Source organism: Neisseria subflava, assembly GCF_003044645.1.
In the GTDB taxonomy this organism is placed as follows: Bacteria; Pseudomonadota; Gammaproteobacteria; order Burkholderiales; family Neisseriaceae; genus Neisseria; species Neisseria subflava_B.
This window is the reverse complement of sequence record NZ_POXL01000004.1, coordinates 133,440-148,459: the sequence shown is the minus strand read 5'-3', so window position 1 is coordinate 148,459 and position 15,020 is coordinate 133,440. Positions and strand designations below refer to the sequence as shown.

General features: G+C 53.9%; 11 protein-coding genes, 1 tRNA gene and 1 riboswitch. Of the genes, 8 read left to right on the top strand and 4 right to left on the bottom strand.

Annotation, left to right across the window (positions count from 1 at the left end; all coding sequences use genetic code 11):
• The first annotated feature begins 346 nt into the window (after positions 1 to 346).
• The 5 genes from DBY97_RS05995 to waaA all read left to right on the top strand — a co-directional run bounded on the left by DBY97_RS05995 (position 347) and on the right by waaA (position 5,406).
• Positions 347 to 1,462 carry an ABC transporter substrate-binding protein gene (locus DBY97_RS05995; RefSeq protein ID WP_107857792.1) on the top strand — a complete coding sequence of 372 codons (1,116 nt, stop codon included), beginning with the start codon at positions 347 to 349 and terminating at the stop codon, positions 1,460 to 1,462.
• Positions 1,463 to 1,579: 117 nt separating this feature from the next.
• Positions 1,580 to 2,626: a FecCD family ABC transporter permease gene (locus DBY97_RS05990; protein WP_107857791.1), complete on the top strand. Its 1,047-nt coding sequence runs from the start codon at positions 1,580 to 1,582 to the stop codon at positions 2,624 to 2,626.
• A 10-nt stretch (positions 2,627 to 2,636) separates the two neighbouring features.
• Positions 2,637 to 3,404 carry an ABC transporter ATP-binding protein gene (locus DBY97_RS05985; protein WP_063068539.1) on the top strand — a complete coding sequence of 256 codons (768 nt, stop codon included), beginning with the start codon at positions 2,637 to 2,639 and terminating at the stop codon, positions 3,402 to 3,404.
• 169 nt (positions 3,405 to 3,573) lie between these two features.
• Entirely contained in the window at positions 3,574 to 4,005 is a 432-nt protein-coding gene (locus tag DBY97_RS05980; RefSeq protein ID WP_070587929.1) for a plastocyanin/azurin family copper-binding protein, read from the top strand.
• Between the two features lie 138 nt (positions 4,006 to 4,143).
• Positions 4,144 to 5,406 (top strand): lipid IV(A) 3-deoxy-D-manno-octulosonic acid transferase, encoded by a 1,263-nt coding sequence (gene waaA / locus DBY97_RS05975; protein ID WP_070587927.1) that lies wholly within the window; start codon positions 4,144 to 4,146, stop codon positions 5,404 to 5,406.
• 347 nt (positions 5,407 to 5,753) lie between these two features.
• Here the strand turns inward: waaA and DBY97_RS05970 are convergent, their stop codons facing one another.
• Positions 5,754 to 7,763: an OPT family oligopeptide transporter gene (locus tag DBY97_RS05970; RefSeq protein ID WP_107857790.1), complete on the bottom strand. Its 2,010-nt coding sequence runs from the start codon at positions 7,761 to 7,763 to the stop codon at positions 5,754 to 5,756.
• A gap of 248 nt (positions 7,764 to 8,011) precedes the next feature.
• Between DBY97_RS05970 and DBY97_RS05965 the strand changes: the two genes are divergently transcribed.
• Positions 8,012 to 9,016, top strand: a complete 1,005-nt coding sequence (locus tag DBY97_RS05965) for a quinone-dependent dihydroorotate dehydrogenase (RefSeq protein WP_107857789.1) — start codon at positions 8,012 to 8,014, stop codon at positions 9,014 to 9,016.
• A gap of 56 nt (positions 9,017 to 9,072) precedes the next feature.
• Here DBY97_RS05965 and rnhB read toward each other — a convergent pair whose 3' ends face one another.
• Positions 9,073 to 9,666 carry a ribonuclease HII gene (gene rnhB, locus DBY97_RS05960; protein WP_199900742.1) on the bottom strand — a complete coding sequence of 198 codons (594 nt, stop codon included), beginning with the start codon at positions 9,664 to 9,666 and terminating at the stop codon, positions 9,073 to 9,075.
• Between the two features lie 154 nt (positions 9,667 to 9,820).
• On the opposite strand from rnhB, the gene DBY97_RS05955 reads away from it, so the two are divergent.
• Entirely contained in the window at positions 9,821 to 10,966 is a 1,146-nt protein-coding gene (locus DBY97_RS05955) for an FUSC family protein (protein WP_107857787.1), read from the top strand.
• 153 nt (positions 10,967 to 11,119) lie between these two features.
• On the opposite strand, the gene DBY97_RS05950 is transcribed toward DBY97_RS05955, so the two are convergent.
• Positions 11,120 to 11,196, bottom strand: a tRNA-Met gene (locus tag DBY97_RS05950).
• Positions 11,197 to 11,307: 111 nt separating this feature from the next.
• Positions 11,308 to 11,407, top strand: a riboswitch (TPP riboswitch).
• Between the two features lie 93 nt (positions 11,408 to 11,500).
• Here DBY97_RS05950 and thiC point away from each other — a divergent pair.
• Positions 11,501 to 13,390: a phosphomethylpyrimidine synthase ThiC gene (thiC, locus tag DBY97_RS05945; protein WP_107857786.1), complete on the top strand. Its 1,890-nt coding sequence runs from the start codon at positions 11,501 to 11,503 to the stop codon at positions 13,388 to 13,390.
• Between the two features lie 90 nt (positions 13,391 to 13,480).
• On the opposite strand, the gene murJ is transcribed toward thiC, so the two are convergent.
• Positions 13,481 to 15,019: a murein biosynthesis integral membrane protein MurJ gene (gene murJ / locus DBY97_RS05940; RefSeq protein WP_107857785.1), complete on the bottom strand. Its 1,539-nt coding sequence runs from the start codon at positions 15,017 to 15,019 to the stop codon at positions 13,481 to 13,483.
• Between the last annotated feature and the right edge of the window lies 1 nt (position 15,020).

Here is a 15,020-nt window from a genome sequence, read left to right as displayed (position 1 = left end):
CAAGTAAAATAAAAGTTTTTATGCCCACACCAAAGGCCGTCTGAACCCTGATTGCAAGGTTCAGACGGCCTTGTTTTCAACCGAATACCTTTTATTTTTTGTAATAAAAAACCCTTTACCTATCCATTCCAGCTACTGCCCACCATGGCTTTAGGTACCCCATATCATTCCTTTTTACTAGGTCTTCAGTACACCCAAGCCCTATATAAACACTATCCCTTCGTTTTAATGATGAAACTTTTTATTCCGAAATATGTCTATCCCTACATTCACTTGAAAAAAGATTCAATACCTTGTAAATTTATAAAAAGATAGTAATTATCATCATATTTTAAAGGAATGATTCATGAGATTTACGCAACTTTCTGCTTTGATTGCCGCCGCCGCTTTATCAGTCGGCTCCGTATCCGCTTTTGCCAAACCCGTTCAGCTGACCGATATCCTCGGCCGTAAGGTAACTGTCGACCTGCCTGCCAAGCGCGTGGTGTTGGGCTTCTACTACCAAGACTACATGGCCATCGGCGGTAAAACCGCGCTGGACAACGTCGTCGGTTTCTCCAAAGCAGTTTGGGCCGACTGGGCGCCGCCAAGCTGGGCGGCATTCAGCAAAGCCGTGCCTAAACTGAATCAGCTGACCGACGTGGGCGAAGTGGAAGTCGGCACTTTCTCGATTGAGAAAGTATTGGCGCTGAAACCCGATTTGCTGGTTTTGGCCGAATGGCAATACAAGGCTTTGGGTTCCGATCTCGACCGCATCAACAAGGCCGGCATCCCCATCGTCGTGTTGGACTACAACGCGCAAACAGTGGCCAAACACGTTCAATCGACCAAACTCATCGGTACATTGACCGGCCAGCAGCAAAAAGCCGACAAACTGGCGGCAGACTACAAACGCGTTGCCGACACCATCCAAGCGCGCGTGCAAAAAGCCAACCTGCCCAAGCCTAAAGTCTATATCGAGTTCGGCAACAAAGGCCCTGCCGAACACAGCGTTACCTTCGGCAAGAGCATGTGGGGTTCGATGGCGACACTAGTCGGCGGCAACAATATCGCCGCTTCTTCGGTCGAATTCTACGGCCCGATCAATCCTGAAAAAGTCCTCGCCGCCAAACCCGACGTGATCGTGATTACCGGCCGCGAAACCGAATTGAAGAAAAATCCTGCCGCCATGGTCATGGGCTGGGGCATTCCGAAAGCGGAAGCAGAAAAACGCTTGGTAGGCTTTGCCAAACGCGCCGGCTGGGCAAACCTGCCTGCGATTAAAAACAACCGCCTCTACGCCGCCTACCACGCTAACTCGCGCACGCTGTCCGACAGCGCATCGATTCAGTTTATGGCCAAAGCGATTTATCCGCAGTTGTTTAAGGATTTCAACCCTGAAAAAACCTATTTGGACTTCTACCGCCAAAACCTGCCCGTCGTACCAAATGGTACGTTCTACCTCTATCCGAAAGGACAATAAGGTAATTTAGATTTTCAGACGGCCTTTTAAATCGGAAGGCCGTCTGAAATTTTTGTGGAAGAAAAAGGCAAACCTGTTTCTCCCCTTTCACAACACTCTTTTTTAAAGGTTTGAAACATGAATGATTCGGTTGTCGCCGAGATTGTGAAAAACCAGCGCAAGTTGGAAGGCAAGCGTTGGTTGATTGTGTTGATGTTTTTAGTCATCGCAGCGGTCAGTTTCCTATTCGACATCGCCACCGGCCCTGCGATGACGGACACGCTGCCCGTCGGCGAAGTGGTCAATGTTTTGCTGGGCAAACCCGAAGTCGATGAAATGAACCGCCTGATTGTGATGGATTTGCGCCTGCCGATTGCGGTGATGGCCTTGGTGGTCGGCGCGGCTTTAGGTGTCGGCGGTGCGGAAATTCAAACGCTCCTGAACAACCCGATGGCCAGCCCTTATACGCTGGGCTTGGCGGCGGCGGCGGGTTTGGGCGCGTCGGCGGTGATTGCGTTCGGCGGTTTCGGGCTGCCTGAAACGGTCGCCGTTCCCATCGGCGCGTTTGTGATGACCATGCTGGCTTCGGGCATCTTGTTTCTGTTTGCCTCAGCGCGCCGCTTCAATTCGGCGATGTTGGTGTTGGTGGGGATTGCGCTGTTGTTCCTGTTTCAGTCGATTTTGTCGCTGATTCAATTTATCGCCGCGCCTGAGATTTCGCAGCAGATTCTGTTTTGGCTGTTCGGCAGCCTGACCAAGGCGACTTGGGAAACAGTCATCGTTACGGCGGCGGTTACGGCGGTATGCGTGTTTCTGCTTTCGCGCGACGTGTGGAAGCTGACTGCGCTGCGCTTGGGCGAAGAACGCGCCGTCGGGCTGGGCATCAATCTGCAATTTTTGCGCCTGAAAACGCTGGTGTTGGTGGCGGTAATGACGGCGACGGCCATCAGTTTTGTCGGCGTGATCGGCTTTATCGGCTTGGTTGCGCCGCATGTGGCGCGGATTCTTTTGGGCGAAGACCAACGTTTCTTCCTGCCCGGCGCGATGCTGACGGGGGCGGCGTTTTTGTCGGTAGCCAGCGTGTTGTCCAAGGTGATTATCCCGGGCGCGCTGTTTCCTGTGGGGATTGTTACGTCGTTTGTCGGCGTGCCGTTCTTCTTCTGGATTGTATTAACGAAACGATAGGCCGTCTGAAATGTTGAAACTTGAAAACGTACACATCCGGCGCGGCGATTATGTGGTCGCCGACAATATCGATTTGACGCTGGAACAAGGCAAAGTCTATTCCGTGCTCGGCCCCAACGGCACGGGCAAATCCTCGCTGATGAAAACGATTTTCGGCGAAGTGGCGCACAAAGGCACCATCCGCTACGGCGACGAAGTGTTGAGCAAAATCCACCTGCAAAGCTGGCGCAAACGCATAGGTTATATGCCGCAGGACACCGCCGCCGAAGCCTCGCTGACCGCGCTGGAAGTCGTGTTGCTCGGCCGCATGGACGCGCTGCACATGCACGTCGGCGACGAGCTGCTGCACGAAGCCGCAAGTATCATGGCGGAGCTGGGTATCGGCCATCTGGCGCACCGCGACGTCATGCGCCTTTCCGGCGGACAGCGGCAGCTCGTCATGTTTGCCCAAGTCATGCTGCGCCGTCCCGAAATCCTGATGCTGGACGAACCGGTCAGCGCGCTGGATATGCACCATCAACTCAATCTTTTAGAACGCGTGGTGCAATACACGCACGAACACAATCTGGTTACGCTGATGGTCTTGCACGATTTGAGCCTCGCCGCGCAGTTTTCAGACGGCGTGATTCTGCTCGGCGAAGGCAAAGTACAGGCGCAGGGCGCGCCGCAGGACGTGTTGCAGGCGGACATGATAGGCAGGCTGTATAAAGTGGACATCGAGCTTTTGTACGACAGCAAAGGCCTGCCCGTTATCCGCCCGATGCGGAAGAGTGCGTAACTTAACCGCTCCTGCAAATGTCGGATTTGAGCATCCGGCCTGCAAACTCCCTGCAACTTATCCCCTCTCCTGCGGGAGAGGGTTAGGGAGAGGGCGGTAAGCCCAAGGCTTGCCTCTCCGACTCATCAGCCCGCCCCATATTTTTTTATCCTTAGAAAGGACTTTCTCCATGAAAAAATCCCTCTTCCTCCTGATGCTGACCGCGTCCCTTAGCGCATACGCCGCCAACCACGAAGTCAAAATGCTCGACAACGGCAAAGACGGCAGCATGGTGTTCGAGCCCGGCTACGTCAACGCCAAAGTCGGCGACACTGTTACCTTCAAAGCCGCCAACAGCGGCCACTGGGTGCAAAGCAAAGCCCTGCCCGACGGCGTTGCCGACTTCCTCTCCGAAGACGGTAAAGACTTCACGCTCAAGCTCGACAAAGAAGGCGTGTACGTCTACACCTGCCCGCCGCACCGCATGATGAACATGAGCGGCGTGATTCAGGTTGGCAAACCGATGAACAAAGCCAAAGCGCAAGCCGTTGTCGATGAAATGGAAAATCGCGCCATGCAAAGCAAAGGCCGTCTGAAAAAATACATGGCGCAAGTGAAATAAACGCGTTTATGCCCGCATTAAAGGCCGTCTGAAACCTTTCAGACGGCCTGTTTCCTTTGCGTAAAACACGCATCAAAGCTATATCTTCCTTTTCAGTTTCCGATAAAATAGGCCTATTCCGACACAAGACCCGTAAGCATGATACGCCGCCTTTACGCCACGCTGTGGCACCTCGCCCCCTTCCTGATCCGCCGCCACCTGCGCCGCCGCGCCCTCAAATCCCCAGCCTATCTCGAGCATTGGGGCGAGCGTTTCGGGCAGGCGTATCCCAATCCCGTACAACGCCCGATTTGGATACACGCCGTATCCGTCGGCGAAACGCGTGCAGCCGAACCTTTGGTGCAGGCATTACGCCGCCATTTTCCCGACTCGCCGTTTCTGATTACCCAAATGACGCCGACCGGCCGCACCACCGCGCAATCCCTGTTCCCCGATGCGCAATGCCGTTACCTGCCCTACGACAAAGCCGAATGGGTCGCCCGATTTTTAGCCGAACACCGCCCCATCTGCGGCATTTTGATGGAAACCGAAATCTGGCCCAACCTGATGCACGGCTGCCAAGAAGCAGGCATTCCCCTCTTTTTGGCCAATGCGCGCCTCTCCGAAAAATCCCAACGCGGCTACCTCAAAATCCGTAAGCTGGTCGAGCCTGCCATGCAGAGCCTCTCCGGCTGCTTTGCCCAAACCGCCGCCGATGCCGAACGCCTGCACCTTATCGGCGCGTCCAACGTCCACGTCTGCGGCAACACCAAATACGACATCGCGCCCCCCGACGACTCGCGCCCGCTTGCCGCTGCCTTTAAAGAACGCATCGGCGCACGAGCCGTCGTCGTCTGCGCCAGCACGCGCGTATACAAAGGCACAGACGAAGCCGAGCTGCTCCTCAAAGCATGGCAGGGCTACCGCGGCAATGCCTTACTGGTCATCGTCCCGCGCCACCCTGAAAATTTTCAGACGGCCTACGATACCGCCAAATCGCTTGGTTATGCCGTCCAAAAACGCAGTGACGGACAACCCGTCTCCCCCGATACACAGGTTTGGATAGGCGACAGCATGGGCGAGCTTGCTGCCTACTACCTCAGCGCAGACATTGCCTTCGTCGGCGGCAGCCTCGTCGATGCAGGCTGCCAAAACATCATCGAACCCATCGCCTGCCGCGTCCCCACCCTCTTCGGCTACTCCAACTACAACTTCGCCCAAGCCTGCAAAGGCGCAGTCGAAGCCAAAGCCGCCGTCCGCGTCGAAACCGCCGAAGCCTGGTACAGAACCACGCGCCAATATCTCGACGACGAAACGCTGCGCCAACAGCTGATCAGCCACACCGAGCAATTCATTTCGCAACACCAAGGCGCCAGTGCCAAAATTGCCAAAGCGATTGCAGATTGTTTGAATCAGCGTTAAACAATAAAAAACCGCCTGTTCATGACAAACAGACGGAAACTGAAAAACAGTTTTTTGTTTTCAGCCGTTTAATTGACTAAGAGCAGGAACAGGGTTAAGATAATCCTAACGACTGTTCGCAGTCTCAGCCATGAACGACCCGTGCGAGTGGTATGTTTCATGATTGAAACCATCCTTTCTAGGGCGGTTTCAGCACAAAGCCCCACTGCAATGGGGCTTTTTTGCTACCAGCCCCGCAATAATTATACCCAAACTTCCTAAAATCATTCCAAACAAATTTCTACTAAAAAGGCCGTCTGAAACCCCAATTTTTTGGGTTTCAGACGGCCTTTTCTCAACCTACAAACTTAGCGTCCTGCTTTCAACACGCGGCGTGCAAACACGAACATACCGAAAACAAAAAACGCCAAGCCCAGCAATTTGGCGGCCGTATCCCAGTTTTCCAAGTTCAGGGCCAAAGGCGCATCCGAACCGCCGTTGGTTACGGAGAAAGCGATGATAAACGCCATAATCACACCGATCAGGCTCTCGCCGACAATCAAACCGGCGGAAAACAGCGTACCGATACGTTCCGCATTTTTCAGACGGCCTTCACGGTTTTCTTGACGGCGGGCGATGACGGATTTCAACACAGCCGCCAATACCGCACCGATCACAATCGGCATATTCACAGACGGCGGCAGGTAAATGCCCATGCCCACGGCCAATACCGGCAAAGCGCGCTTGCCGCCGGAGGATTTGCGTAATGTGAAATCGACCGCAATCAACGCCACGCCGATGCCCACGCCGGTGAAAATATAATCCCATTGCAGATTGTGCGAGAAAATACCTTGAGCGATGGTGGTCATCAAAGTTGCCTGAGGCGCGGCAAGGGCTTGGGCCGCATCCATGCCTTCACGCGGCATCGCGCCGGTAAAGCCGTAGGCTTCATACAAAAGCTCCAACACAGGCGAAATCACCACGGCACCGACAACGCAGCCGATAATCAGCGCAACCTGCTGTTTCCAAGGCGTCGCTTTTACCAGATAACCCGTTTTCAAATCCTGCAGGTTGTCATTGGAAATCGAAGCCACACAAATCACAGACGCGCCGCAAAACAGCGTCAACGCCAGCAGGAATTTGCGGTTTGCCTCATCCGCCATCAGGCCGCCGGATTCGCCGACCAACAGCAACACCAGCGAAATGATAACGATAGAGACGATGCCCACACCCGAAATCGGGCTGGAAGACGAACCGACCAAACCGGCCATATAACCGCAAGCTGCGGCCACCAAAAAGCCGATAATCGAAGCCAGCAGCGTACATACAACCACCAACAACCAAGCCAAACCGCCGGAAATATGCGAGTCGCCGATAAAGTGGAAGAAGGACACGCCCAACACCAGCATCATCGCCAACACCCAGGCAATCATCGCCTTAGGCGACAAATCCTGTTCCGTGCGTTCGGTCATCTGCGCACCGCCGAAATTGCGGAAAGACAGGCGCATGCCCTCGACCATCGGTTTCATCAAGGTCAACAGCGTCCAAATAGCCGCGATACCGATCGTACCCGCGCCGATAAAACGGACTTTTTCCTTCCACAAAGACATCGCAAAAGGGATCATCTCCATATCGGCAGGTTGCGGAATATGTGCCGACAGATAAGGCACGGCCACACCCCAGGCAATCGAAATACCCAGCAAAATCGCGATACCGCCGGTCAGTCCGACCAGATAGCCCGCGCCCAGCAAGGCCAAAGAAAAGCCCATCGGCACTTGGAACACCGACGCGCCGCCTTTAAACCAAAAGCTCGCGCTGTCCGCCACCACGCGCAAACCGCTTGCGCAGAAGCTCATCAAACCGGCCAGAGCACCGCCCGACACCAATTCCTTGATACCACTGCCGCCTTCCTGTTGGTCCGCATCATGGTCGCCGACCTTCAAAATCTCAGCCGCCGCCACGCCTTCCGGATAAGGCAAATCACTCTTCACCACCATCGCATAACGCAAAGGCACAGTGAAAATCACGCCCAAAATACCGCCGGACATACACAGCAGCGTAGTCTGCCAAAACGGAAAGCCCGCCCAATAACCGGCCATCAGCAAACCCGGCAAGATAAAAATAATACTGGAGAGCGTACCCGCGGCCGAAGCCTGAGTCTGCACCATATTATTTTCCAGAATATTGCTGCCTTTAAAAAACTTCAAAACCGCCATCGAAATCACCGCAGCCGGAATCGAAGACGCAAAAGTCAAGCCCACCTTCAAGCCCAAATACACATTGGATGCCGTAAAAATCACCGTAATCAACGCGCCGAGTATCATCCCCCGCAGCGTCAGTTCACGGAAACTCGCATAAGGATCAACCGCCTGTTTCATAAAAATCTTCCTGTATCAGGTAAACAATCAAATCAAAACTTTTCAGACGGCCTTTTGATACATCCATCAGGCCGTCTGAAAAGCCTCTCTTTTACCATTTTAATGAACTATCCGACTACACGCAAAAGCCCTATTTATTTTCATTTGACGCCAAACCATAAAATCATATCGATACAGACGTTTGGGGCAGTTTGACGGTTTCAGGTAAAATAACGCCAAATTCATCAACCGTTCAGAAAGCCGCCGCCATGTATTCACTCGTCCGCCCCATCCTGTTCCGTTTCGATGCAGAAAAGGCCCATCATTTCACGCTCAACAGTTTGCGTTCCATCGAGAAACTCGGCCTGCTGCCCAAAGTGGACAGCCACACCCGACCAACCGAGCTGATGGGTTTGCAGCTGCCCAATCCGGTCGGCTTGGCGGCAGGTTTGGACAAAAACGGCGAGTGTATCGATGCGTTTGCCGCTTTGGGTTTCGGCTTTGTCGAAATCGGCACGGTAACGCCCAAGCCGCAGCCGGGCAATCCTCAGCCGCGCCTTTTCCGCGTTCCCGAATACCAAGGCATCATCAACCGTATGGGTTTCAACAACCACGGCATCGACGCGATGATCCGCAACATTGAAAACAGCCGCTTTAAAGGCATTTTGGGCATCAACATCGGTAAAAATGCCGTTACGCCGATTGAAAACGCGGCCGACGATTATCTGATTTGTTTGGAAAAAGCCTACGCCCACGCGAGCTACATCACGGTCAATATTTCCTCCCCCAATACGAAAAACCTGCGTGCCTTGCAAGGCGGCGACGAGTTGAGCGCATTGTTGGAAGCCTTGAAAAACAAACAGGCGCAACTGGCGGCCGCGCATGGCAAATATGTGCCACTGGCGGTTAAAATCGCGCCGGATTTGGACGAAGCGCAAATCGACGACATCGCCCATGCGGTCAAATCTGTGGAAATGGACGGTATCATCGCCACCAACACAACCATCAACAAATCAAGCTTGGGCAGCCATCCGCTCGCAGGTGAACAAGGCGGCTTGAGCGGCTTGCCCGTACGCGAGAAAAGCAATCAGGTGTTGAAACTTTTGGCGGAACGCATTGACGGCAAACTGCCGATTATCGGCGTCGGCGGCATTATGAACGGCGCGGACGCGGCAGAAAAGATCCGCTTGGGAGCCAGTGCGGTTCAGGTGTACAGCGGTTTGATTTATCGCGGCCCCGAATTGATTAAAGAGTGTTTGGCTGCGTTGAAATAATACTTTTCCAAAAATAAGGCCGTCTGAAATCTTTCAGACGGCCTTTTGATATGCTTTTATTCTTCAAACAGATTGCCTTGTGCCAATAAGGTTTTGACCGGTGCGAAATCGCGGCGGTGTTCCGGCAATACACCGTATTGTTTCAAGGCGGCCAAATGTTGCGCCGTGCCGTAGCCTTTGTGACGGTCAAACCCGTATTGCGGATAGCGTTTTGCCAATTCATACATTTCCGCATCACGCGCGGTTTTGGCCAAAACCGAAGCGGCAGAGATTTCAATAATTTTGCTGTCGCCTTTGACCACGGCTTCGGCAGGGACATTCAAATCTTTCGGCACGCGGTTGCCGTCTATCCACACTTTGTCGGGAGTAACCAACAGCCCCTCGACTGCGCGCTTCATCGCGGCCATGGTTGCGTGCAGGATATTCAGTTGCAGGATTTCGTCGGGATCGGCAAAGGCAATGCTCCACGCAACCGCCTGTTCCTTAATCATCTGCGCCAACATATCGCGCTTTTTTTCGCTCAGTTTTTTTGAGTCGGTCAAACCCGGCAGGTCAAAATGTTCCGGCAAAATCACTGCCGCCGCAAATACGCTGCCGACCAAAGGGCCGCGTCCCGCTTCATCCACGCCTGCGCTTAAAACCGTCGCCATTTCTTCACCGCCTGTCTGATTCAAAGCCGCCATTATATCCGCTTGCGGCAGAGAAATTCTGCAATAGGACAAACCGTTGGGGAGCGGTTCAAATTTCATCTACTTTACCAATCAGTTATAATTTACGTCCCCACATACCCATACGTCTTACAACATGCCTGCCCAATCCGAACGCCTCCATTTTTCCGAACGCTGGCTCAATGCCTACGAACGCTACCGCTATCGCCGCCATATCCACGCCTTCCGCCTCGGCTTGGCAATCGTGTTTTCCACCCTGTTGGCCAAAGTCTTCCACCTGCAACACGGCGAGTGGATCGGCATGACCGTCTTTGTCGTCCTCGGCATGCTGCAATTCCAAGGCGCAATTTACTCCAAAGCAGTCGAACGCATGCTCGGCACGGCCATCGGTTTGGGCGTTGGTTTGGCCGTTTTATGGTTGAACCAACATTATTTGCAAGACGGCGTTTTCTTCTATCTGATTATCGGTGCCGCCAGCGCAGTGGCCGGTTGGTCTGCGGTCGGCAAAAACGGCTATGTCGCCATGCTTGCCGGTTTGACCATGTGCATGCTCATCGGCGACAGCAGCCACCACTGGCTCGACAGCGGCCTGATGCGCGCCATGAACGTTTTGATTGGTGCCGCCATCGCCATTGCCGCCGCCAAACTCCTGCCCCTGCGCTCCACACTCATGTGGCGCTTCATGCTTGCCGACAACCTCACCGACTGCGCCAAAATGATTGCCGAAATCAGCAACGGCAAGCGCATGACGCGCGAGCGCTTGGAGCAAAACATGATTAAAATGCGCAAAATCAACGCCCGCATGGTCAAAAGCCGTAGCCATCTGGCCGCCACATCCGGCGAAAGCCACATCAGCAACAATATGATGGAAGCCATGCAGCATGCCCACCGCAAAATCGTCAATACCACCGAGCTGCTCCTGACCACCGCCGCCAAACTGCGCGCGCCCACGCTCAACGAAAGCGAAATCCGCCTGCTCGACCGCCATTTCAACCAACTCCAACGCGAGCTTCGGCTGACCGTCCGCCTCATCAAAGGCCATTACGCCCGCCGCATCCGCATCGATACTTCGCTCAATACCGAACTAAGCAAACCGGCCGCCCGCCTGCATTACGACTGGCAAGGCTTCCTCTGGCTCAGCACCAATATGCGCAACGAAATCGCCGCTTTGGTGATTCTGTTGCAACGTTCGCGCAATAAATGGTTGGACAAAAAAGAGTTGCAACGCCTGAAAGAACACCTGCGCAACGACAACAAGCCCAAATCGGAAGAGGCCGTCTGAAAAAAGGCCTGTCGTATTTTTACCCAAACCCCACCGCAAGACAGCAAAAGGCCGTCTGAAACCCAATGGTTCAGACGACCTTTCAATCAATCCAAGCAACAATAAATGCCGCATAAAGCAAAATCCCCTGCGATTGCAGGGGATTTTTATATTTGGTTGCGGGAGCAGGATTCGAACCTACGACCTTCGGGTTATGAGCCCGACGAGCTACCATGCTGCTCCATCCCGCGTCAGAAGTTGTAACTATACGGAAAGACAGAGTCGCTGTCAAGCGTTTTTGACAGAAAATGCGAAAAACGCCGCTTTACAAAAAACCATCCGCATGGTTTAATTTTTCGTTAATAAAGAAACAGGGGTGCTGCTTTCAAACCGAGCGGCTGAGAAATACCCTTTACACCCGAACAGGATAATACCTGCGTGGGGAGTTTCGGCAAATGTGATTTTAGACGATTGATTGAAGATATCCAAAGGCCGTCTGAAAAAAAGCAATGCTCCTGTTTCCATTTCATAACCGAGAAACAGGAGCAATTTTTTATGACTACCGCTAAAAAAACCGGCGATGAGGCGCGCCGTCTTTCCGACTTGAGCGAAGACATCGGCATCCGCTTCCAATATCCCAATTCCGACCGCGTCTATATCCCAGGCAGCCGCGCCGACATCCGCGTGCCTTTGCGCGAAATCCGTCAGGACGACACCTACTCGGCGCAAGGTACGGAAGCCAATCCGCCGATTCCAGTGTACGACACCAGCGGCGCATACGGCGATCCGGCGGCACACATCGACTTGAAACAAGGGCTGCCGCACGTCCGCACCGCATGGCTGGACGAACGCGGCGATACCGAAATCCTGCCCAAGCTTTCCAGCGAATACGGCACCGAACGCGCACACGATCCGAAAACCGCCCATCTGCGCTTCAACCAAATCACCCGTCCACGCCGCGCCAAAGCAGGCCGCAACGTAACCCAGCTCCACTACGCCCGCCAAGGCATCATCACGCCGGAAATGGAGTTTGTCGCCATACGCGAACGCATGAAGCTGGACGAGCTTTTCAGACGGCCTGAATACGCCAAGCTCTTGAAACAACATGCAGGGCAAAGTTTCGGCGCGAATATCCCGACCCATCCCGACCAAATCACGCCTGAATTCGTGCGTCAAGAAATCGCCGCCGGACGCGCGATCATCCCTGCCAACATCAACCATCCCGAACTCGAACCAATGATTATCGGCCGCAACTTCCGCGTCAAAATCAACGGCAACTTGGGCAACTCCGCCGTCACTTCCAGCCTGACCGAAGAAGTCGAAAAAATGGTGTGGTCGCTGCGTTGGGGGGCGGACACGATTATGGACTTATCCACCGGTGCGCACATCCACGAAACGCGCGAATGGATTATCCGTAATGCGCCCGTCCCCATCGGCACCGTGCCTATTTACCAGGCTTTGGAAAAAACCGGCGGCATCGCCGAAGACCTGACTTGGGATTTGGTGCGCGATACCTTAATCGAGCAGGCAGAACAAGGCGTGGACTATTTCACCCTGCACGCAGGCGTATTGCTGCGTTATGTACCAATGACGGCCGACCGCCTCACCGGCATCGTATCGCGCGGCGGCTCCATCATGGCGAAATGGTGTCTTGCCCATCATCAGGAAAACTTCCTCTACACACATTTCGACGAAATCTGCGAAATCATGAAAGCCTACGACGTGTCGTTCAGCCTCGGCGACGGCCTGCGCCCCGGCTGTATTGCCGATGCCAACGACGAATCCCAATTCGCCGAGCTGCACACTTTGGGCGAATTGACTGCCAAAGCGTGGGAACACGACGTACAAGTCATGATTGAAGGCCCCGGCCATGTACCGTTGCAACGCGTGAAAGAAAACATGACCGAAGAGCTGCAACACTGCTTTGAAGCGCCTTTCTACACCCTCGGCCCGCTCGTTACCGACATCGCCCCCGGCTACGACCACATCACTTCGGGCATAGGCGCAACCAATATCGGCTGGTACGGCACAGCCATGCTCTGCTACGTTACCCCGAAAGAGCATCTCGGCCTGCCTGATAAAGAAGACGTGCGCACCGGCATCATCACCTACAAACTCGCCGCCCACGCCGCCGACCTCGCCAAAGGCTGGCCGGGCGCACAGTTGCGCGACAACGCCCTGAGCAAGGCGCGTTTCGAGTTCCGCTGGCGCGACCAATTCCGCCTCAGCCTCGACCCCGAACGCGCCGAGAGCTTCCACGACGAAACCCTGCCTGCCGAAGGCGCGAAAATCGCCCACTTCTGCTCGATGTGCGGCCCCAAATTCTGCTCGATGAAAATCACGCAGGAAGTGCGCGACTACGCCGACAAGCAAAAAGCCCAACGGCAGGGCATGGAAGAAAAAGCGATTGAGTTCGTCAAAAAAGGAGCAAAGCTTTACAGTTAAAACGTAAAGCAAGAAAAGGCCGTCTGAAAATGTTTCAGACGGCCTTTTTAGTGAATAGTCTTTAACCAAGCACATACGCCCTGCGGCTACCTATTTTTCCACCCTGCGGAAATGGTGCGGACGGAAGCCGAGCGCGGCGAGGGAAACGAAGTAGAGGCCGCCGCCCAAGGCAATCAGGACACAGAGCTGGCCTGCTTTTTTAAAGCCGCCGACGTGCACCCATTCAAACGGCAGATAATATTGCGCCAGCCACAAACCGCCGCCCATAACGACCAAAGAGATGGCCATTTTAACTAAAAACGCTGCCCAACCTTTACCGGGGCGGTAGATGCCGTGTTTGCGCAAAAGGAAAAACAGCAAACCTGCATTCAGACACGCGCCCAAACCGATAGCGAGGGACAGGCCGACGTGCTTGAGCGGCGAAATGAAGGCAAGGTTCATCAACTGCGTGCAAATCAGCGTGAAAATAGCGACCTTAACGGGGGTTTTGATGTTTTGGCGGGCGTAGAAACCGGGAGCCAATACTTTAATCATAATCAGCCCGATCAAGCCAAAGGAATAGGCAATCAGCGCGTGTTGGGTCATTTGCGCATCATGCAGCGTAAACTCACGGTACATGAACAAGGTCGTAACCAGAGGGAAAGACAACACGGCAAGGCCGACGGCGGCAGGCAGGGTCAGCAGCATACACAGGCGCAAACCCCAGTCGAGCAGGCCGGAAAACTGCTCGGTATCCTGACTGGCGGCATGTTTGGACAAGGTGGGCAATAAGATTGTACCGAGTGCTACGCCCAAAACGCCGGTCGGCAATTCCATCAACCGGTCGGCGTAATACATCCACGACACGCTGCCGGACTGCAAAAACGAGGCGAAAATGGTGTTGATAACCAAGGAAATCTGCGCCACGCTCACGCCCAAAATAGCCGGCCCCATCTGTTTCATTACGCGGTTGACCGCCGCATCTTTAAAGCTGAGTTTGGGCATTTTCAAGAAGCCCAGTTTCGCCAACCAAGGCAGTTGGAACACCAGCTGCAACACGCCGCCGACAAATACCGCCCACGCCAAAGCCATAACAGGCGGATCAAAATACGGTATGAAAAACAGGGAAAAGACGATAAAGGAGATGTTCAAAAAAGTCGGCGTAAAGGCGGGAATGCTGAATTTATGATAGGAATTGAGTATTGAGCCGACAAAAGACGACAAAGAAATCAAAAAGATATAAGGAAACGTCACCCGCAGCAAGTCGATGGAGAGCTGAAACTTATCGGCTTCTTTGGCAAAACCGGGTGCAGAAACATAAATTACCCATGGCGCGGCAAGTATGCCCAGCGCGGTAACGATGACCAACACAAACGACAACATGCCGGCCACATGGCGCACAAATGCCTGCGTGGCTTCTGGCGAGCGGGTTTCTTTGTATTCTGCCAAAATCGGTACGAAGGCTTGGGCAAATGCGCCCTCTGCGAACACGCGCCGCAACAGGTTGGGCAGTTTGAACGCGACAAAAAACGCATCCGTCGCCATGCCTGCACCAAACGCACGGGCGATAATCGTATCGCGTACAAAGCCCAAAATGCGCGACACCATCGTCAGGCTGCCAACCTTGGCCAAGGCTCCCAATAAATTCATG

What these genes read in the sequence shown, in the direction of transcription:
- DBY97_RS05980 (WP_070587929.1), top strand. Translation starts at nt 3,574, where the DNA reads ATGAAAAAATCCCTCTTCCTCCTGATGCTGACCGCGTCCCTTAGCGCA.
- DBY97_RS05990 (WP_107857791.1), top strand. Translation starts at nt 1,580, where the DNA reads ATGAATGATTCGGTTGTCGCCGAGATTGTGAAAAACCAGCGCAAGTTG.
- DBY97_RS05965 (WP_107857789.1), top strand. Translation starts at nt 8,012, where the DNA reads ATGTATTCACTCGTCCGCCCCATCCTGTTCCGTTTCGATGCAGAAAAG.
- DBY97_RS05970 (WP_107857790.1), bottom strand. Translation starts at nt 7,763, where the DNA reads ATGAAACAGGCGGTTGATCCTTATGCGAGTTTCCGTGAACTGACGCTG.
- murJ (WP_107857785.1), bottom strand. Translation starts at nt 15,019, where the DNA reads ATGAATTTATTGGGAGCCTTGGCCAAGGTTGGCAGCCTGACGATGGTG.
- waaA (WP_070587927.1), top strand. Translation starts at nt 4,144, where the DNA reads ATGATACGCCGCCTTTACGCCACGCTGTGGCACCTCGCCCCCTTCCTG.
- DBY97_RS05985 (WP_063068539.1), top strand. Translation starts at nt 2,637, where the DNA reads ATGTTGAAACTTGAAAACGTACACATCCGGCGCGGCGATTATGTGGTC.
- thiC (WP_107857786.1), top strand. Translation starts at nt 11,501, where the DNA reads ATGACTACCGCTAAAAAAACCGGCGATGAGGCGCGCCGTCTTTCCGAC.
- rnhB (WP_199900742.1), bottom strand. Translation starts at nt 9,666, where the DNA reads ATGGCGACGGTTTTAAGCGCAGGCGTGGATGAAGCGGGACGCGGCCCT.
- DBY97_RS05995 (WP_107857792.1), top strand. Translation starts at nt 347, where the DNA reads ATGAGATTTACGCAACTTTCTGCTTTGATTGCCGCCGCCGCTTTATCA.
- DBY97_RS05955 (WP_107857787.1), top strand. Translation starts at nt 9,821, where the DNA reads ATGCCTGCCCAATCCGAACGCCTCCATTTTTCCGAACGCTGGCTCAAT.